This is a genomic window from Reichenbachiella ulvae, from assembly GCF_025833875.1.
GTDB classification, from domain to species: domain Bacteria; phylum Bacteroidota; class Bacteroidia; order Cytophagales; family Cyclobacteriaceae; genus Reichenbachiella; species Reichenbachiella ulvae.
On the sequence record NZ_JAOYOD010000001.1, the window covers coordinates 142799 to 164133 of the forward strand.

Genomic DNA, 21335 nt, shown 5'->3' on the forward strand with positions numbered 1-21335 from the left:
ATCATGAAGAAAATATTTAAATATATACTCGTATTAGGAATTGCATCGTCGACTGTAGGTTGTTCGGACTTCCTGGATACTGAGCCGATTACGCAATTGACCGATGGAAACTACTATAGTTCTCCTGAAGATATGGAAACCGCACTAGTAGGTTGCTACAGTGGTCTTCAGCTTCTATACTCCAGTGGAGGAGTTGCCGTACCTGTAGCTGCAGAGGTAATGTCTGACAACTGCTTTGGCGGTGTTGCACACAGCGATGGGTTCAACTATCAGGTAATTGACGAATTTAGTTTAGATGTATCACCTGGAGAGGTCAATATTTTTGATGCCAACTGGGTAGCATTCTACAAGGTCATCTATCGTACCAATGTGCTTTTGAGCAAAATAGATGATATCGACTGGACTGGAAATGAAGCTCAAAGAAACAGTATCGAATCACAAGCTCGATTCATCAGAGCATATTGTTACTTTGATATGGCGAGACTTTGGGAGCGTGTTCCATTGTTGACCGAGCCTACTACGGGATATGTACCACAGTCAGACGCAGTAGATATCTACAGTCAAATTACTGAAGATTTGCTTTTTGCTGCTGAGAACGGTTCAGAAACAGTTACTGCAGGTAGAATTACAAAATGGGCGGCTAAAGCTTATTTGGCTAGAGTGTATTTGTTTTACTCAGGTTACTATGGAGAGACTGAATTGCCAGGTAACAATGGCAATGTAAATGCAGCCTTAGCCTTACAAGGCCTGGAGGATGTAATCGCGTCAGGAAGTTACGATTTGGTTTCAGATTTCAAAAACTTGTGGCCAGCGGCATCTACTATGCCAAACGAGGCAGGTGATGGTCTGGAAACTACCTATGCCGGTAAGGATAACATAGAAACCGTTTTTTCTATCAAGTATAATATCACATCTATCTATGGAGACAGTGAAAGAGATCCTGATGGTAACCACTGGTTGGTTATGTTAGGCTTGAGAGAGCAGTCATTTAGCCCATACGGTAGAGGATGGGGTGCTTGTACGGTATTGCCTTCACTTTACAACGCTTATGCAGATGGTGATACAAGAAGAGATGCATCAATCATCGCGATTAGCCAGGAAGGTCTTGATTTTGATAACAGTAACCAAAGAGAGTATACCGGATATACCAACAAAAAATATACTCCGATCTCGAACCCTGATGGCTCAGATCCTGCTGTAGCCAATGGAGGTACAGATTTCCAAATTGGTCAATATCAGGATTATGTAGCCGTGAGGTATGCAGACGTGCTGTTGATGGCTGCTGAGTTAGGTGCTGCCACTGCGCAGGATTATCTAGATGCAGTAAGAACGCGTGCGGGTCTTACTTCTGTACCTGCTACTGAGAATAACATCAGGAGAGAGAGAAGATTGGAATTTGCTTTTGAAGGCATTCGCTACTGGGATTTGCTCAGATATGGAATTGACGAAGCAGCTAATGCAGTCAATGTAAGTATGACGGTTCAGAATGGGGGAGAAGATGCTACCAAAACCATTTCTGGAGATAACCTGAGAGCTACCCGTGGCTTGCAGATGATCCCACAAAACCAGATCACGCGTGTGGATGGTAAATATGATCAAAATGCAGGTTGGCAATAATTGTGAAAGACTAAAAGATGAAGATTATGAAAAGATTCATGCATAAATATTTAAGTGTACTACTGGCAGCAGTTACCCTGCTATGGTCATGTACACCAGAGGAATTTACCCTGGAGGATGCGCCAATGGTAAGTGAGCTTAACAAAGCAAGCGTAACACAGAATCCAGCAGATCCCAATATGGTGATTTTGGAAAGCACTAATCCCGGGATGACGCCACTATGGACTACTCCTCAGGGACGTTCGCAGCGAGTGGTTGATACAGTAAGAATCCCATTTGCGGGAGAATACGAATTCTACTACGGCGTATTGGCTGCTGGTGGTTTCGTAGCAGTAGATACTGTACAGCTAGAGATTACAACTAATAATTTCGACTATATCAATGATCCCCTATGGGAGCTATTGACTGGAGGAGTAGGTGAGTCTAAAACCTGGTTGTTGGATCTGGATGCAGACGGGGTTTCTAAATACTTTGCAGGACCTCAGTATTTCTACGGTACAGACAATGGATGGTTAGAAGGGGGAGGACCTTCTCCTGATGGTTCGCAATCTATTGGTTGCTATGGTGGAGATTGCTGGAACTGGAATCCAGACTGGCCGGGCAACACTTGGATAGCAGACCAGGGCGATTATGGTTCTATGACCTTCGATTTGATTGATGGTGCCCATTTAACTGCCAATCACTTGATGATCCCGGGTAGAGGAGAAGAAAGCGGTGTGTTTTTCCTTGATGCGGATGCTAAAACGCTGAGCTCAACGGATGTGACCCCTTTGCATTCACCAAATACTGATGCATGTGTACCAAAATGGACAGAAGCGAGAGTTTTCTCATTGACGGAAAACACCATGCAGCTGGGATTCTTGAGAAGTGCAGATTGTGATGGTGAGGCAATGTTGGTGTTCAACTATATCTCAAAAGAGTACGCAGAAAACTGGGTGCCAGAAGATCAGCCTGATCCAGAGCCTCCATACGATGGAAATGCCAATGATGATTTGACCACCAATGTGTCAACTACTAAAACTTGGGCGATGGATACCAATTATCCATACAACTGGTTTGGTTTGGATGGCACTCCTTTGAACCCTGTAGTATCTTATGGTGATGATCCAGATGGCTTTGCATTCGATGGTTGGGCACCACCTTATGACGCAGATTTGTTCTCAGCGACAAAGCTTGAATTGAGTAGAGTGAGTGATACTGAAGGTACCTACGTAGCGATGACTTCCGAAGGAGAATTGACTGGTAGCTATACTGTCGATGATAAGAATAACATCATCTTCGATCAAAACATAACCTTTTTCTCAGGCTTGGGAGGCTGGTTCACTTTTGGAACTACTGCTGAAAACGCCCTAAGAATTATCAAAGCGGATACTGATGCTTTTGGCAATGTGACTGGGATATGGTTAGGAAAAAGAGATCCAGAGAAGCCTGAGTATTTAGCTGTTCATTTTAATGTGGCAGCTGGATCTGGTGGTGGAGAGGAGCCTGCAGGAACTGAGGTTGCCTTTGACAATTCTAAATTGGTCATTGGTGACTTGGAAGGCAATGGTAATTTGAGATTGGAGATCTATAACGAGTTTGGATCTACAATATCAGATCCAGGTTTAAATACCGGCGATTTATCTTTTGCTTCTTCCATTGAGGTAACCTTTACTCTATCAGGTATCACATTGAATGATGGTGCGGCTGGATCTTATGACGCCTCTATGTACTATGCAGATTCAGATTGGTCACCCAATGGAAATGGGGCAGTAACATCTGTGACAGGAGATGGAACCTATACGGTTACTTATACTCCAGGATCAGCTGCCGATGGTGTGATTGTATTTGTTGTTGACATGAGTGGTATGGCAACTGATATTGCAGACTTGGCAGCAGTATCTGCTACCATAGATAAAATAGTGCTCTACTAAATAGAGTATCAAAATACCCCTGAAACCCGGGAGATTTCTCCCGGGTTTCTACTCTAATTTTTATCAACTTACTATTAGAAAGACCACATAAATGTTGAAACACTTTTCACATAGCATGCTGACCTACTTACTCACATTCGTACTGCTTTTATCACTTTCCTGCAAAGAGGAAGAAGGAGGTGAGGAACCAACGCCTATTGAAACCACCTTAACCATAGACCAAAATACTTTTGACTTCCCTGCTGAGGGAGGGTCAGATCAGCTATCTATTACCAGCAATGCTACATGGACGATCAGTTACGGAGCAGACGCCTGGTGCAAGCCCACCTTACAAACCGCCAAAGGAGATGCTACTGTGACCATCAATGCAGAAGAAAATAGCATCAATGAAACTAGAACGATGACTTTGACACTTTCTGCTGATGGAGCAGAAGATATCGTTATCACAGTCAACCAGGAGGCTGGGGATAAAGAACCAGTAGATCCAAACGAACCCAACAAACCTGACTATATCGAACCTGACAATACGGACATGCGTGACTTAACTTCTATTGAACTGTCACAGCTTATGGGTAAGGGATGGAATTTGGGCAACTCATTAGAGGCCATCAATGCAGAAGCCAATCCGCCATCTGGAAACGAAACCATCTGGGGCAACCCAGTCGTGACTAAAGAATTGATAGACGCTGTGAAGGCAGCTGGATTCAACACCATCAGAATTCCAGTTTCATGGTCTCACATGCTGGAGGATCAGGAGACTTTCAAAATCAAATATGAATGGAAGCTGCGTGTGGAAGAAGTCGTCAACTACGCGCTGGACAATGAAATGTATGTGGTGATCAACGTGCATTGGGATGGTGGCTGGATGGACCATCCATTTTACTCAGAGCAAGACGCAATCAATACCAAATTGGCAGCATTCTGGAAGCAGATTGGGGTGTTTTTCCGTGATTACGATGATCACTTGCTTTTCGCTGGATCCAATGAGGTGAGAAATGAGGCCAACTATGACCCTCCTACAAATGAGGAGGCAGAGGTTCAGAATTCCTTCAATCAGACTTTTGTATCTACAGTACGAGCTACAGGTGGGCGCAATGCTTACCGTCACCTTATCGTTCAGGGCTTCAATACCAACATTGATCATACGGTTAATAAATTTACTATCCCAGATGATGAAATCGAATCACGATTGATGGTAGAGGTGCACTATTATGACCCATACAATTTTTCTTTGGATGAAAAGACTAGTTCTGGAAAGCCACTTTGGGGAGAGCCTTACAAGGATCAAAGCGACTATATCGACAGTTGGGGACAGGAAGACTGGGTGGATCAGCAGTTTGGTAAAATGAAAAGCAATTTTGTGTACAAAGGATATCCTGTTTTACTCGGAGAGTACGGTGCATTGTGGAGAGATGTCTCTGGCATATCTGACCCTAACTATCCTAGTCAGGCAGAGCATGATGAGGCAAGAAACTATTACCTCAACTATGTAACCAAAACAGCATTAGCCAATGGTATGGTGCCGGTCTACTGGGACAATGGAAGTCGCGGAAACAATGGTTTTGCTTTGTTTAATAGAAATAGTGCAGAAGTGTCTAATCAGGGAGCATTGGATGCAATCATAAGTGCAGGAGAATAACAACCAGATGATGGGAAGGAATATAAAATTCATAAAGTTTCATATAATAATAGTTTTGGTAAGTCTGATCGCAGCTTGCGGTCAGACTTCTTTGCCTCGGACGGAAATATCTTTCAATGAAAATTGGCAATTTACTCTGGCCGACTCCACTATGGATGCCAGCAATTCATCCTATGATGATGCCTCGTGGAGGACATTGGATGTGCCGCACGACTGGAGTATCGAAGGGGAATTTTCAGAAGATCATCCAGCGACTGCTGGAGGAGGTGCTTTGCCTGGAGGAATAGGTTGGTATCGCAAGACTTTTAAACTGGATCAGAACAAAGCAGGCAAACGCGTATTTGTTCAGTTCGATGGGGTTTATATGAATAGCGAAGTTTGGATCAATGGGACCTATCTCGGTAAAAGACCCAATGGATACATTTCCTTCGAATATGATATTACAGATTTTGTAAATTTTGGCGAGAAGGAAAACGTTATAGCTGTCAAAGTTGATAACTCGAAGCAGCCTAATTCCAGATGGTATTCTGGGAGCGGTATTTATCGAAATACCAGATTGGTCTTGATAGAACCGATTCACGTTGCGCAATGGGGAACCTATATTACCACTCCAAAGGTGAGCGAAGCATCTGCAACCCTGGCTGTCAATACGACAGTGATCAATGATGGAGATACGCCCCAAAGTGCTGAAGTGTATTCAATCCTAAAGGATGCTGAAAATAAAGTAGTTGCTCAGAAAATGAGTTCTATCAAACTAGCCAAAGGAAGTAATACCATAGATCATGAGCTAGAATTGAAATCTCCTCAGTTGTGGAGTATGGACAAACCTTATCTCTATACCTTATTTACTGAAATCAAGGTAAATGAATCTATTGTAGATCAGTACCAAACTACTACAGGTATTCGATCTTTTGCTTTCGATCTAGACAAGGGCTTTGTGCTCAATGGCGAGCAAGTAAAAATCAAAGGGGTGTGTATGCACCACGATTTGGGTTGTTTAGGGGCTGCGATCAATGAACGTGCGATCGAAAGACAATTAGAGATTTTGAAAGGGATGGGGGTAAATGGTATACGTACCGCTCACAATCCGCCAGCACCTGAATTGCTCGAACTTTGCGATCGAATGGGGTTTGTCGTGATGGACGAGTCATTTGATATTTGGAGTTTGAATAAATCGCCCTACGACTATTCACTCTACTGGGACGAATGGCATAAGAAGGATTTGGTAGAATTCATCAAAAGAGACAGAAATCACCCTAGTATCATCATGTGGAGTACGGGCAATGAAGTTTTGGAACAGTGGGGAGATAAAGGACCTGCAATAGCCAAAGAACTATACGATATTGTAAAAGGACTGGATGACACAAGACCCATTACCATTGGGATGAATCCGCCGGTAAATATGTCCAATGCAGGGGTGACGACACAGTTTGAAGTAAGCTACAATTCCATTTCTAAGTCCGAAGGAATTGATGTCATCGGATACAATTATGCGCATCAGACCTACCCGCATCACAAAGATAATTTTCCTAACAAGCCATTTATCGCTACAGAGACCACCTCTGGGTTGATGACAAGGGGCTATTATGATGCTGAATCCGATACATTGAAGAGATGGCCGATTCGTTGGGATATTCCTTTTGATCAAGGGAACCCAGGCAATACCGTATCGGCCTATGATCAAGTCAGTGCTCCCTGGGGCTCTACGCACGAGGAGACCTGGAAGATTATTAAAAAACATGACGAGCTGTCTGGTATGTTTATTTGGACGGGATTTGATTATTTGGGTGAACCTACTCCATACACCTGGCCTTCCAGAAGCTCATATTTTGGAGTAATCGATCTGGCAGGTTTCCCGAAAGACGTCTATTATATGTACAAATCTGAATGGACGGATGAAGACGTGCTTTATGTCTATCCACACTGGAACTGGGAAGAGGCAAATAGAGATTCAGTAGATGTATGGGTTTATTATAATCATGCAGACGAGGTGGAACTTTCTCTCAATGGAAAGTCGCTCGGAACGAAATCAAAAGAAGGCGAAGAGTTGCATGTCATGTGGCGTGTGGCTTATGAGCCAGGGACATTAAAGGCTGTTTCTAGAAAAAGTGGTAAGGCGATTCTGACTGAGGTTGTGGAGACAACCAACGAGGGCAGTCAGATAGCCCTATCCACTGATCGTAGCACCATCGATGCAGATGGCAAGGATCTTAGTTTTATCACAGTAGAGGTGCAGGATGATTTGGGCAGAGTCGTCCCTGTAGCGACTGATCTTATCGAATTCGAAATTAAAGGCAATGGCCGAATCGTCGGAGTAGATAACGGAGATCCAACCAGCCATTTGTCTCTCAAAGGAACAAAAATGAAGGCCATGGCTGGCAAGTGTCTGGTAGTGGTACAAGCTGGCAAAGAAGCAGGACAGATTGAGTTAACGGCCCATTCGGCTCATTTGACCAGTGCTTCGGTGGTCATCACGACTAAATGATGATTATGATATTAAGAAAGACGATTTTAAACCTATTTTTATTGAGTTTGAGTTTTGGGATATGCCAGGCCCAAATTCAAAACACAGGTATGCTCAACGAGCCAGTGGACATCAGTGGTGGTTTTAGCAGTTTTGAAAACACCTATTACCTGGCAGACGAGTTAACTGCCTTTGATCCGAAGACCGGAGAAGGCAAAGTCAAATACCTGCGCCACGGCTACAAGACGAGACAGGCATTTAACAACATGCTGTCGGTGTTGGCTCCTCAAGAAGCCAATGAGTTTCCGACTACTGAGTATGCGGTTTCTCCTGAGCATCCATTTTCGATCACTTTTGTGTCCCCCAGGACCATCAGAATCCAAATGACTTCTGGCCCTCAGTTTACACAAGAGGAGAATAGCATCATGCTGGTCGATGGGAAGGTAGTTGCAGACAACTCATCATGGATATATAGCAGAACAGATATGGGGCATGAATACCAAAGTGAGTTTGGTAAGCTGGTCATCACTGAGAAACCCTGGCATATTTATCTATATGATACGGATGGCAAGCTACTCACCAGTACCATTCACAAATCTGACGTAACGAATACTTATACTCCCGTCGTTCCTTTTTCTTATGTACGTCGTGCAGAGGATTATTCTCGCAGTATGGATGCGGTATTTTCATTGTCTCCCGGCGAAAAAATCTATGGTTGTGGTGAGTCATATACCAGTTTTAACAAGCGCGGATCCAAGGTGGTAATAATGACCGACGATGGCAATGGTGTGCAGAATGAGACCATGTACAAGCCGATTCCTTTCTATATGAGTAGCAGGGGCTATGGTGTTTTTATGCATCACTCTACACCGATCACTTGCGATTTTGGCAAGTATTTCAATGCCGCCAACAGTATGATGATTGGAGATGATGAGTTGGATCTTTTCTTCTTTTTGGGCGAGCCAAAAGAGATATTAGATGAGTACACAGACCTGACAGGTAAAGCCAGTATGCCACCTCTTTGGTCCTTTGGTTTTTGGATGAGTCGCATCACCTATTTCTCTCAAGAGGAAGGAATGAAAGTAGCTAAAAAACTCCGTGAGAATGAAATCCCTTCGGATGTCATTCACTTTGATACGGGGTGGTTTGGGGTCGACTGGCGCTGCGATTACAAATTTGCCGATCAGCGATTTCCAAAAGCAGAAAAGATGATTCGTGACCTGAAAAGCGATGGGTTTCATATTTCACTCTGGCAATTGCCCTATTTCACACCTCAGAACTCCTTGTTTCCTGAGTTGATTGAGAAGGAGCTGGTCGTGAAAGACAGAAAAGGAAATATTCCTTATGAGGATGCCACTTTGGATTTTACCAATCCCGAAACGGTAGTATGGTACCAGGAAAAGATCAAATCCCTACTCGATATGGGGGTAGGAGCGATCAAAGTGGATTTTGGAGAAGCAGCACCATTAACTGGTATTTACTCTAATGGCAGAACAGGTTTTTATGAGCATAATTTGTATCCCCTCAGATACAACAAGGCAGTTGCTGACGTAACGGAAGAAGTGACAGGTCATCCCTTTATATGGGCGAGAAGTACCTGGGCCGGTAGCCAACGCTATCCCGTTCACTGGGGTGGTGATCCGGCAACCACCAATACAGCCATGTCTGCTACATTGCGCGGTGGTTTATCTATTGGATTGTCTGGATTTACCTTCTGGTCTCACGATATAGGAGGCTTTGTGACGGCCACTCCAGAGGATCTATACAGACGATGGACACCTTTTGGGATGCTTACCTCTCATGTCAGGAGTCATGGGGAGCCACCTACTGAGCCATGGGAATTTGGAGAAGATTTTATGTCTGCTTTTCGAAAGGCAGATAATATGCGCTATCAATTGATGCCTTATATCTATGCACAGGCCAAGCATGCAAGTGATAATGGTCTGCCTATGTTGAGGGCTTTGTTCGTCGAGTTTCCGGAGGACCCGGGCGCCTGGTTAGTGGACGATCAGTACTTGTTTGGGGAGGATATGTTAGTAGCGCCGCTATTCGAAAATGGCCATGAACGTCAGGTCTATCTGCCAGGTTCGGGAGCATGGGTAGATTATCAGACAGGTATTCGATACAAAGGGGGATGGCATAGCATCGAAGCAGGGGATATCCCGATCGTCGTACTAGTGCGAGAAGGGGCAGTGATCCCGCACATCGGGCTTGCACAGAGTACACAAGATATGAATTGGGAAGAGATCACGTTGAAATGTTATGGTGATCAGGCCAAGGGTAGACTTTTTATTCCGGGAGAAGATAGTTGGAAAACCATCGAAGTAGTGAATGAAAATGGAAACAAAAAACTGGTAGATGATCCTTTCGAAGGAAAAATAAGTTTTGAATTAAAATAATTCCAATAGGTTAAATTTAAGACTCAAACAATGAGCAACACAATGAAGACAATCAAACAATTGGTGTTGGGGCTAATGGCAGTAGCGGTTTTCGCATGTCAGCAAGGGGGAGCCTCAAAATATCAAAAAACAGAAGATGGAGTAGTGGTTTCACCGACTGATGGAACTGCTAAAAGTGTAAGAGTAAGTTTTGTCACACCTGACATAGTCAAAGTGGAGGCATCTGCTGATGGGCAGTGGGATTCTACACCGAGTCTGATTGCAGTGCCAGTAGAAGATCAGGTTTCATTCGAGGTAAAAGAGGAAAATGGCCATTTGGTATTGAGTTCAGCTGAATTGTCCGTTACCATCGATCAGGCAACAGGCCATGTGGCCTATGCTGATGCAGCAGGCAATGCCATCATGGCGGAGGACAGCCGCAGCTTCGAGGCGATCACCGTAGAAGGTGAAACGGGCTATACCATGAGCCAGCGTTTCGATTCTCCAGAAGACGAGGGACTTTATGGTCTAGGTCAGCATCAGGCCGATGAAATGAACTACAAAGGAAAGAATGAGGAGCTTTTCCAATACAACACCAAAGTGTCTATTCCTTTCATCATGTCGACAGAGAACTATGGTATACTTTGGGACAACTATTCTCTGACACGCTTTGGGGACGAGAGACCTTACAGCAACATCGATCAATTCAAGCTTTATGGAGCAGATGGGAAAGAAGGCGGCTTGACGGCTACCTACTATGATGATAAAAATTCTGATCATGTATTTGTTCAGCAGCAGGAAAGCCAAATCGACTATGAGAACCTCGAAACGGTTGAGAAGTTTCCAAAAGATTTTCCTTTCTCTAATGCCAAAATCACCTGGGAAGGACAGATCGAAGCAGACGAAAGTGGCGTGTTCAGATTCCTGTGCTACTACGCGGGATACACCAAACTATGGGTGAATGGTGAGCTGCAATTCTACAAGTGGAGAACCGCATGGAACCCGTCTGTAGCTAAGTTCAACGTGGACATGAAAGCGGGTGAGAAATACGATATCAAATTAGAGTGGATTCCTGATGGCGGTGTGTCTTACATTGGACTGAAGGCTTTGTCACCAGTAGCTCCAGAGGAGCAAAAGCAAATCGCTTTCAACTCTGAAATGGGACAGAACATTCGCTACTACTTCATGGCGGGTGACGACATGGATGATGTGATCAGCAAGTATAGAACTGTAACAGGTAAGGCGCAAGTGATGCCTAAGTGGTCGATGGGATTCTGGCAGAGCCGCGAGCGTTACAAAACGCAGGACGAATTGCTAGGAGCATTGAAAGAATTCAGAGAGAGACATATCCCAATCGATAACATCGTATTGGATTGGTCTTATTGGCCAAAGACGAAATGGGGTAGCCACGATTTCGATCTAGAGAGATTCCCAGATGCTGCGGGTATGATAGATCAGGTACACGAGATGAATGCCAAGATCATGGTATCTGTTTGGCCTAAGTTTTACAAGGATACTGAGCATTTTAAGGAGTTTCAGGAAAATGGCTGGATGTATATGAGAGCCGTTGAAGACAGCGTGAAGGATTGGATTTATCCTGGTTATATAGGTTCTTTCTATGATGCGTACGATCAGGGAGCCAGAGAATTATTCTGGAAGCAGATCCATGATAAACTATATACCAAAGGTTTTGATGCCTGGTGGATGGATGCTTCTGAGCCAGATATCCTATCCAATGCAAGTATAGATTACAGAAAAGCACTGATGACTCCTACCGCATTAGGACCATCTACGGAATATTTCAATGCTTATGCTTTGGCCAATGCCAAAGGAATCTATGAAGGTCAGCGTTCTGTTGATAACGATACGAGAGTGTTCATTTTGACTCGATCAGGATTTGCAGGGATCCAGAGATTTGGAGCTGTGACCTGGAGTGGAGACATCGGTACGAGATGGGAAGATATGAAATCTCAGATCTCTGCTGGTATCAACTTTGCCATGTCTGGTTTGCCTTACTGGACGCAGGATATCGGAGGTTTCTGTGTAGAGAAAAGATATGAAAATGCGACTGAAGGAAGTGAAGACCTGAAGGAGTGGAGAGAATTGAATACACGTTGGTACCAGTTCGGCGCTTTTGTTCCGCTATTCAGAGTGCATGGACAGTTCCCATTCCGCGAGGTATATAATATCGCGCCAGAAGGACACCCGGCATATGAGTCTATGCTCTACTACAACAAGCTGAGATATAAGCTGATGCCATACATCTACTCGCTGACAGGTTGGACTTACACCAAAGACTACACCATGATGCGTGGATTAGCGATGGATTTTACCTCTGATAAGAATGTATATGACATAGGTGATCAGTACATGTTTGGTCCATCTCTGATGGTGGCACCTGTGTACGAGTATCAGGCCAGAGAAAGAGAAGTTTATCTGCCACAGTCTGCGGGTTGGTATGATGTCTATACGGGCAAATTCTTTGATGGAGGTCAGAAAATAGTAGCTGAAGCAGACTATGAGAGAATGCCAATGTTCGCAAAGGCCGGTTCAATCTTGACTTTTGGTCCTGAGATTGAGTACACAACAGAAAAGCCAGCTGATCCGATCACGGTAGTGGTATACGCAGGTGAAGATGTGACATTCGATCTCTATGAAGATGAGGGAACCAACTACAACTATGAAAAAGGTCAGTACACCAACATCAATCTGAGCTGGTCTGAAGCGGATCAAACGCTGACGATTGGAGACCGTGAGGGTAGTTTTAGCGGTATGCTGGAGCAAAGAACTTTTAGAGTAATTGTAGTTTCCAAAGATCAACCAGGCTCTATTGATGACCTGAGTGATTATAAAGAAGTGAAATACGACGGATCTTCAACTGAGGTGAAGTTTTAATCATGCATCGTCACTTCGACGGAGTAGCTAGGGACGGTAGTTCTTAGCTACGACGAGAAGTCTGGTGTTCTGATGGCAGAGAGCAAGATAGCCTCAGCATTTTTCGAACCAGATTCTTGCCTGTTGGTAGACAGGTCTTGTCGTTTTGCTCTGTCGAAATGACGATGATAACTATTAGCTCCAATCCTTTAAGGAAATTGGGGAAGGCTAAACAACAAGCACCCAACCACATAATTCAAATACAATGAAGAAATACTTTTTGTCTTTATTTATAATCGTTGGCTCTTTCTCAGCTGCCTTGCCACAAAGTGCAGTTGAGGTAAGAGAAGCGAAAATCGACAGCATTCTCAGCCTGATGACGCTGGAAGAAAAAGTGGCCATGTGCCATGCACAATCGAAGTTCTCTTCCGCGGGCGTGCCACGTTTGGGGATACCAGAAGTCTGGATGTCCGATGGACCACATGGCGTCAGAGCTGAGATCAACTGGGACAACTGGGGCTATGCCGGCTGGACCAACGATTCTATCACTGCTTTTCCTGCCTTGACTGCCCTGGCTGCTTCTTTCAATCCTGAATTGTCTGCAGACTATGGCATGGCGATAGGAGAGGAGGCACGCTACCGCGAAAAGGATATTTTGTTAGGACCAGGAGTCAATATTTATCGTACGCCACTCAATGGTCGAAACTTTGAGTACATGGGCGAAGACCCATTTTTGGCTTCCAAAATGGTGGTGCCCTATATCCAAAATGTACAGAAGAATGGTGTAGCTGCATGTGTGAAACACTATGCGCTGAACAACCAGGAGAAATGGCGTGGACACATCGATGTACAGGTCAGCGACCGTGCACTATACGAAATCTACTTGCCTGCTTTCAAAGCGGCGATAATAGAGGGAGAAGCCTGGTCGATCATGGGAGCCTACAACCAGTTTCGTGGACAGCACTGCTGCCACAACGAGATACTGCTCAATGATATCCTCAAGAAAGATTGGGGCTTTGATGGAGTGGTGGTCACCGATTGGGGTGGAGCACACGATACCGATGAAGCAGCCAAGTATGGCCTGGATATAGAGATGGGTACCTGGACCAATGGCTTGACTTCTTCTACAGCCTTTGCTTACAGCAATTATTACCTGGCTGACCCTTTTGAGAAAAAACTAAAGGATGGGGAGTTGGCTGAAGAATTGGTGGATGATAAAGTGAGAAGAATCCTGCGTTTGATCTACCGTACGAGTTTGGATAGTGATCGTCCGCTCGGTAGAGTCAATAACAAGGAGCATCATGAAGTAGCGCGAAAAGTGGCCACTGAAGGCATCGTTTTGTTGAAGAATGAGGATGATTTCTTCCCTATCGATCCTGAAAAGAAAATGAAAATAGCAGTGATCGGAGAGAATGCTACTCGCATGATGACCAAGGGTGGTGGATCTTCTGAATTGAAGGCACAGTTTGAAATTTCTCCCTTGCAGGGGATTCAAGAAAGATATAAAAACGCGGAGATCCTATACAGCATGGGTTATGCCTCTGGTGCACCTGTTTATGGACGAGAACTTCCATCTCCATACGATGCTGATTCTCTGAGGGCTGCAGCACTTGAAACCGTGAAGGGCGCGGATGTGGTGCTGTTCTTCGGAGGGTTGAACAAAAACCACTACCAGGACTGTGAAGGAGGTGATCGATTGGAATATGGTTTGCCATTCGGTCAGGACGAATTGTTGAAGCAGATCGCAGAGGTAAATCCTAATCTAGGGCTCGTGCTCATCAGCGGTAATGCGGTCGAAATGCCGTGGCTATCAGAAGTAAAAGGCCTGATGCAAGGCTGGTACCTGGGTAGCATGGCCGGACATGCATTGGCAGATGTGATCAGTGGCGATGTGAATCCATCTGGTAAGATGCCTTTTTCCATCCCTAAAAAGCTGAACGACAATGCGGCTCATTCATATGGTGAGATTTCTTACCCAGGAGATAGTATCAAGCAGGTGTATAAGGAGGATATATTGGTAGGCTATCGTTGGCACGATACGAAGAAAATAACCCCTCAATATGCATTTGGTTATGGCTTGACATATTCTGATTTCGAAATCTCTGACGTGAAAACTGAGGCCAGTACATATGGTCTAGACGAAACCATCAAGGTAACACTGACGCTAAAGAACACGGGAGATAGAGCAGGAAAGGAAGTGGTGCAGCTCTACGTGGGTAAGAAGAAATCAAAGGTGAAGCGCGCAACCAAGGAATTAAAGAGTTTTGCAAAGGTGATCGTAGAAGCCGGGATGAGTCAGGAAATAGAAATGGAAGTTGCTGTGCGGGATTTGGCCTACTACAACGAATCTATTAGTGACTGGCAGATTGAGAAAGGAAGCTATCAAATCTACGTGGGACAGGCTTCAGATGATATTTCTGAGGTTTTGACCGTGAAGGTGAACTGATTGAAGTTGATCATACCTCACGTTCAATAGGGCTAAAACCCTTATCAAAAAGAGTAATAAAAAATTGAAAGGGCGTCCAGAATTGGGTGCCCTTTTTGTTTTAAAGTGTGTATGCTACACTTTATAAAATCTGAGTAACTTTATGTCGAAACTATGAAAAACTAAAAACACAAGCATGTTAAGAAATTCTATTTTTTTGGCGCTCATCGGATTGATGATGGGTGTGGCCTGCTCTCCGACAGAAAAAGAGCAGGATCTGAGTGTGTCTAGCCCTGACGCTTCGCTGACCGTAGAGGTGGCTATCGACGAGGCGGGTCAAGCCAGCTATAGTGTAAAGAAGAACGACCAAATCGTACTGGAGCCCTCTCAACTAGGAGTGAAACGCGAAGATGTAGATCTTTCCACTGCTCTTCAGCTTACCGGTGTTTCGGAGGTAGAGATGGTACATGACAACTATGAGCTGAAGCATGGAAAACAACGTAAGATTCACTACATGGCCAACAAAAAGGTCTACTCATTTGAGAATGCATCTGGAGACAAGATGGAGGTAATATTCCAGTTGTCTGACGATGGGGTGGCTTTTCGTTATTACTTCCCAGGGGAAAGCGAGGATGTGAAATTTATCAATGAAGAGCGCACTACCTTCAATCTACCTGATGATGCCAAAGCCTGGTTACAGCCATGTGCTGAAGCCAAGTCAGGTTGGAGTCAGACCAATCCATCCTATGAGGAAAACTATCTAATGGACATCTCCGTGAGTCAGTCTAGCCCGACTGCTGCTGGGTGGGTTTATCCAGCCTTATTCAATGTGGGAGACAACTGGGTATTGGTATCTGAGTCTGGCTTAGAAGCCAATTACTGTGCGACTCGTTTGGAGCAAAACTCTCCTAATGGTGAGTACAAGGTTGGTTTTCCTCAGGAAAAGGAAGTGATTTTTGACGGAGAGTTGAATCCACAGTCTCAATTGCCATGGTATAGTCCATGGAGAGTATTGGCTATAGGCTCTTTGAAAACCATAACGGAATCGACTCTGGGTACAGATTTGGCTGCACCAGCCATCGAAGGAGATTTTTCATGGGTAGAGCCTGGACGCGCTGCCTGGAGCTGGGTGATATTGAAAGATGATAGCACGATAGTGCCGGTTCAAAAACGATTCATCAACTATGCTTCGGATATGGGATGGGAATACTGTCTCATTGATGCACTGTGGGAAAAGCAAATAGGATATGATAGCATAAAAATGCTAGCAGATTATGCTTCGGAGCGCAACGTCCGATTGCTTCTTTGGTACAATTCGGCAGGTGATTGGAACTCCACACCACTGACTCCAAAGGATATGATGTTGACAAGTGATGCTCGTTTAAAAGAATTTAAAAGAATTAGCGAAATGGGTATTGCTGGAGTAAAGATAGACTTCTTTGGAGGCGATGGTCAGTCAGTGATCGAGTACTATCACGATATATTAAAAGATGCCGCTGAAGCTGGTATTGCCGTCAATTTTCATGGTTGTACCTTACCAAGAGGATGGCAGAGAACCTATCCCAACCTGATGTCTATGGAGTCGATTAAAGGCATGGAGTTTATCACCTTTGATCAGCGAAATGCGGATGTTGCTGTTTCTCACTGTGCGATGCTACCATTCACTAGAAACGTATTCGATCCGATGGATTTTACTCCGGTATCCTTGTCTGAGATTCCTAACATAGAGCGACGTTCAACTAACGCATTCGAGTTGGCCACTTCGGTGCTTTTTGTTTCAGGGATTCAGCACTATGCAGAGACAGCCAATGGGATGAAGAATCATCCAGGGTATGTACGGGAGGTCATGAGAGCCGTGCCTGTCAAATGGGATGAATCGGTTTTTGTCGATGGCTATCCGGGCAAGTTGGCTGTAATGGCACGTAGAAGCGGTGATAAGTGGTTCGTTAGCGGAATCAATGGAGAAGATAAGGCGAAGGACCTGATTCTCGATTTGTCATTCCTCAAGGGGTTGAGCGGTACTGTAATTACTGATGGAGAAGAAAAAAGATCCTGGAAGCAGGAGGAGGTGTCTATTCCGGAAACTGGTGAATACCCCATCAGCCTAAAGCCTAATGGTGGATTTTTAATTCAGTTGTAGTCGAAACCTTAAGATAAGTGTGTTGCTGACCTGGGCCGTTTATTGCTTTGCAATGATTCGGTTCGGGTCACTTTTTTTTCAGGGCAGAGTGAAAATAATTAGGAAGTGAATAGATTTATACATCCTGAAAAGTAGAATTTCTTATAATGGCAGATCCACAAGAAACCTTAGATATTGAAACTGAAAAGTTGTTTCCATCGCACTTCCGCGTAGTAGGATGGATACTGATGTTCATGAGTTTAGTCATTTTGCTATATGCACCGGTCGCTTTTCCGATAGCCTTGATTATTGGCTTGGTTTTGTTGACTGGCTATACCGGAGTAGTATTTGATAAAAGGAAGAAGCGGTATCGAATCTATAATTCCATTTTGTGGATTAAAATGGGCACCTGGTATTCCTACAATGAGGCGGTCAAATTATATATCAATGCCAGAAAAACTTCACAGTATATGTATACTCAGGTCACGACGGGTTCTACAATACGTTCCAGAGAATTCATTGCTTTTGTGAAACTTGAAAATGAAGAAAAAGTGTTTTTAGCAGGGAACACCAATAAGGATAAACTCCTGAAAGCCCTAGAACCAGCTGTAGCCTTCTTCCAGCTGGAGGTTGAGGATTATAGTTGATTTCCTCTACCAACCACTTTTGAAACCCTGACTAATGGCGAGGTGATATTTCTCCTGATCGAACTTGTATAGATCAGGGGCTTTATGAGCTACTCCAGTTCGCTTTTCATTGGTTTGAATCAGTATATCATAGCCGAGCATTTTTCTTCTGAAGTTCCTTCGGTCCAATTTCTTTTCCAACACTGTCTCATATAGGGACTGTAACTCCGGGATGGTAAACTTTTCAGGCAATAGATTTAGCCCGATGGGTTGATGATTCAACTCCTTTTTCAGCGTCGCATGTGCCTCTAGAATGATGTCTTTGTGATCAAGCATCAGATTTGGGAGGTCGTTGATCGCGCACCATTCACATGCTTCAGATAGCAAGTCTGGGGTGGGTTCTTCCACCTTCGAATATTCTACCAGTGCATAATAACCCACCGTGACGAACCGCTGCGCAAACCATTCCTTCAGGTTAGGGTCGAGTAGTTTTTGTTCGATCAGATGATTGGTGTGATAGGTGTTATTCCTGCTAACAGATCCAAACAGGTGAAACTGATGCAGAAAAATACTTTCTAACCCTGTGCGGTTTTTCAATACATGAATAGCCTCCTGATCGACATCTATTTCCTTGTTTACAAACCCTCCTGGTAAAGCCCAAATGTCAGAATTTTTAAGCCTGAGCAGTAAAACTTTAAGTTCATTTTCGTGAAATCCGAAAATGACACAGTCGATGGAAAGTCCTGGTTGTAAGTCCTCTACTTGAATCGCCACTTCTTCTTTTTTGTTCAAAGTTGTTGAAAAATTCTGAATAATAATTATGTTTGTGTCATAATGACGCAATGAAGATTATGAAAAAATTACTCACACCTATTTTTATGGCCTTGATGGTTGCTTGTTCACAAAGCACTGAGATAGCCTACAGAGATTTGAATCAGAACGGAACCATGGAAACCTATGAGAATCCGGAAGCCTCACTTGATCAACGAGTGGCGGATATTATTCCTCGACTTAGTCTGGAAGAGAAAGTAAGTTTGGTTGTAGGAACTGGTATGAATCTGCCCGGAATGATGGTGGGCGAGATTGAAGATAAAGTGCCAGGTGCAGCGGGTAACACGCGACCTTTTCCAGCATTAGGCATCCCATCGATGGTATTGGCTGATGGGCCTGCAGGTTTGAGGATCGAACCGATTCGTGATTCTACTAGTTCCGATAGATTTTATTGCACTGCTTTTCCAGTAGCAACTGTATTGTCCTCTACCTGGGATCTTGATCTAGTAGAGCAGGTAGGCAAGGCCATGGGCAATGAGGTGAAGGAGTATGGAGCAGATGTGCTTTTGGCTCCTGCTATGAATATTCACAGAAATCCTCGTGCGGGTAGAAATTTCGAATACTTCTCAGAAGATCCACTTCTGAGTGGCAAAATGGCTGCTGCCATTGTCAATGGGATTGAATCTTACGGAGTGGGGACTTCTATCAAGCACTTTGTAGCCAACAATCAGGAGACCAATCGTATGACTGTCAATGCGACCATTAGTGAAAGAGCCATGCGTGAAATCTATTTGAGAGGATTTGAAATTGCCATAAAGGAAGCTCAACCATGGACCGTCATGAGTTCTTACAACAAAGTAAATGGAGTCTACACTTCTCAAAATAGCGAGTTGCTCAATACCGTACTCAGAGACGAGTGGGGCTTTGAGGGATTTGTGATGACTGATTGGTTTGCAGGAGATGATGCTGCTCAGCAAATGCGAGCAGGTAACGACATGTTGATGCCAGGCAGACCTGAGCAAAGAGAAGAAATCATCTCTGCGGTACAGGACGGGTCCTTAGATGAGAAAGTCATCGATACCAATGTGGGACATATTTTAAAGATTGTTTTGCAATCCCCATCATTCGCGGGATATGAATATTCGGATCAACCAGATATGAGAGCCAACTCGGATTTGGCTAGAAGAGCGGCGGCAGAAGGCATCGTTTTGTTGAAAAATGAAATGGCCTTACCTGTACAATCTGAGCAAAAGAAGATAGCTGCCTTTGGGGTTGGTTCCTATGATTTTATCGCAGGTGGTTCGGGTAGTGGTGATGTCAATGAGGCATACACGGTTTCTCTAGTAGAGGGATTGGAAAAGGCTGGCTACCCAGTGGATAATACCCTTAAGGGTGACTATGAAGCATATATTGTAACTGAAAAGGCGAAACTACCTAAGAAAGAATTTTTCTTTACGCTACTGCCTCCTATTCCAGAAATGGCCCTTGAAGATGCTAAGTTGAAGGAAATGGCTGATCAGAGCGATGTGGCTTTTATCGGATTGTCAAGAAACTCCGGCGAATTTCAGGATCGCGAGCTAGCGGGAGACTTTTATCTTACTGCCGCAGAAAAAGACATGATTAAAAAAGTCTCGGACGCCTATCATTCAGTGGATAAGAAAGTTGTCATGGTACTTAACATTGGTAATGTGATTGAGACGGCTAGCTGGAGAGATCAGGTGGATGCGATAGTACTGGCCTGGCAGGGAGGTCAGGAGGCTGGGCATGCCTTGACCGATGTGCTTTTGGGTAAGGTCAACCCTTCTGGAAAACTGCCCACAACCTTTCCTGTGGTGTATGAAGATACTAAGAGCGCTGAGAATTTCCCCGGAGAAAACTTGCCTGGTGTAGAACAAATCATGATGGGGCCTATGCCGATGGGGTATCCTTCGCAAGTCAACTATGAAGAAGGGATCTATATTGGGTATAGATATTTTGGAACTTTTGATGTGCCAGTTGCCTATCCATTTGGATTCGGGATTTCTTATACAAGTTTTGATTATTCTGAAGTTAAACTTAGCGGTTCAGACTTCTCTGAGGAAATAACTGCTACAGTGACCATCACTAATACTGGAGAGTTGGCAGGCAAGGAAGTAGTACAGCTGTACCTCGCCGCACCTGATAAAAACCTGGATAAACCTTCAAAGGAACTTCGTGCTTTTGACAAGACTGGGCTTCTGACTCCAGGAGCTAGTGAAACGATCAGTTTCACTTTGAAAGCCCGTGATTTGGCTTCATATGACGAAAGTCAAACAGCATGGGTAGCCGAAGCAGGGGAGTATACGGTTCAGATTGGTTCTTCTAGTGAAAATATTAACGCCAGTGCAACTTTCTCCCTGGCTAAGGATTTGATTGTTGAAAAAGTAAATAAAGTTTTGGTGGCAGATCAGGAAATCACTGAACTAAGTTCTAAATGAAGCAAATACAAAACACTTTAGTCTGATTTAAGAAAAGAGACGGGGCGACCTGT

General features: G+C 44.2%; 11 protein-coding genes. 10 read left to right on the forward strand and 1 reads right to left on the reverse strand.

The genetic code is table 11. The features are described from left to right. Positions 1-3 precede the first annotated feature (3 nt). From N7U62_RS00455 to N7U62_RS00495, 9 genes are all read left to right on the forward strand, one after another. Positions 4-1617: a RagB/SusD family nutrient uptake outer membrane protein gene (locus tag N7U62_RS00455; RefSeq protein WP_264135904.1), complete on the forward strand. Its 1614-nt coding sequence runs from the start codon at positions 4-6 to the stop codon at positions 1615-1617. Positions 1618-1643: 26 nt separating this feature from the next. Next, positions 1644-3530 (forward strand): hypothetical protein, encoded by a 1887-nt coding sequence (locus N7U62_RS00460; protein WP_264135905.1) that lies wholly within the window; start codon positions 1644-1646, stop codon positions 3528-3530. Between the two features lie 91 nt (positions 3531-3621). After that, entirely contained in the window at positions 3622-5169 is a 1548-nt protein-coding gene (locus N7U62_RS00465; protein WP_264135906.1) for a cellulase family glycosylhydrolase, read from the forward strand. Between the two features lie 10 nt (positions 5170-5179). After that, complete coding sequence (gene galB, locus N7U62_RS00470; RefSeq protein WP_264135907.1) at positions 5180-7654, forward strand: beta-galactosidase GalB; 2475 nt, start codon at positions 5180-5182, stop codon at positions 7652-7654. Positions 7655-7659: 5 nt separating this feature from the next. Further along, a complete protein-coding gene (locus N7U62_RS00475) occupies positions 7660-10032 on the forward strand; it encodes a glycoside hydrolase family 31 protein (protein ID WP_264135908.1) in 2373 nt (790 codons plus the stop codon). A gap of 42 nt (positions 10033-10074) precedes the next feature. Then, positions 10075-12906 carry a TIM-barrel domain-containing protein gene (locus N7U62_RS00480; RefSeq protein WP_264135909.1) on the forward strand — a complete coding sequence of 944 codons (2832 nt, stop codon included), beginning with the start codon at positions 10075-10077 and terminating at the stop codon, positions 12904-12906. 244 nt (positions 12907-13150) lie between these two features. Then, complete coding sequence (locus N7U62_RS00485) at positions 13151-15331, forward strand: glycoside hydrolase family 3 C-terminal domain-containing protein (RefSeq protein ID WP_264135910.1); 2181 nt, start codon at positions 13151-13153, stop codon at positions 15329-15331. 175 nt (positions 15332-15506) lie between these two features. Further along, positions 15507-17450, forward strand: coding sequence for a glycoside hydrolase family 97 protein (locus N7U62_RS00490; RefSeq protein ID WP_264135911.1), 1944 nt, complete (start codon positions 15507-15509; stop codon positions 17448-17450). Between the two features lie 146 nt (positions 17451-17596). Next, positions 17597-18076, forward strand: coding sequence for a hypothetical protein (locus N7U62_RS00495; protein WP_264135912.1), 480 nt, complete (start codon positions 17597-17599; stop codon positions 18074-18076). 6 nt (positions 18077-18082) lie between these two features. On the opposite strand, the gene N7U62_RS00500 is transcribed toward N7U62_RS00495, so the two are convergent. Further along, on the reverse strand, positions 18083-18847 hold the full coding sequence (locus N7U62_RS00500; protein ID WP_264135913.1) for an NUDIX hydrolase: 765 nt from the start codon (positions 18845-18847) through the stop codon (positions 18083-18085). Between the two features lie 59 nt (positions 18848-18906). On the opposite strand from N7U62_RS00500, the gene N7U62_RS00505 reads away from it, so the two are divergent. Then, positions 18907-21282 carry a glycoside hydrolase family 3 N-terminal domain-containing protein gene (locus tag N7U62_RS00505; protein WP_264135914.1) on the forward strand — a complete coding sequence of 792 codons (2376 nt, stop codon included), beginning with the start codon at positions 18907-18909 and terminating at the stop codon, positions 21280-21282. Positions 21283-21335: the final 53 nt, after the last annotated feature.

Bases quoted from the DNA above. Each gene is read 5' to 3' on its own strand.
- N7U62_RS00455 (WP_264135904.1), top strand. From the start codon at position 4: ATGAAGAAAATATTTAAATATATACTCGTATTAGGAATTGCATCGTCG.
- N7U62_RS00460 (WP_264135905.1), top strand. From the start codon at position 1,644: ATGAAAAGATTCATGCATAAATATTTAAGTGTACTACTGGCAGCAGTT.
- N7U62_RS00465 (WP_264135906.1), top strand. From the start codon at position 3,622: ATGTTGAAACACTTTTCACATAGCATGCTGACCTACTTACTCACATTC.
- galB (WP_264135907.1), top strand. From the start codon at position 5,180: ATGGGAAGGAATATAAAATTCATAAAGTTTCATATAATAATAGTTTTG.
- N7U62_RS00475 (WP_264135908.1), top strand. From the start codon at position 7,660: ATGATATTAAGAAAGACGATTTTAAACCTATTTTTATTGAGTTTGAGT.
- N7U62_RS00480 (WP_264135909.1), top strand. From the start codon at position 10,075: ATGAAGACAATCAAACAATTGGTGTTGGGGCTAATGGCAGTAGCGGTT.
- N7U62_RS00485 (WP_264135910.1), top strand. From the start codon at position 13,151: ATGAAGAAATACTTTTTGTCTTTATTTATAATCGTTGGCTCTTTCTCA.
- N7U62_RS00490 (WP_264135911.1), top strand. From the start codon at position 15,507: ATGTTAAGAAATTCTATTTTTTTGGCGCTCATCGGATTGATGATGGGT.
- N7U62_RS00495 (WP_264135912.1), top strand. From the start codon at position 17,597: ATGGCAGATCCACAAGAAACCTTAGATATTGAAACTGAAAAGTTGTTT.
- N7U62_RS00505 (WP_264135914.1), top strand. From the start codon at position 18,907: ATGAAAAAATTACTCACACCTATTTTTATGGCCTTGATGGTTGCTTGT.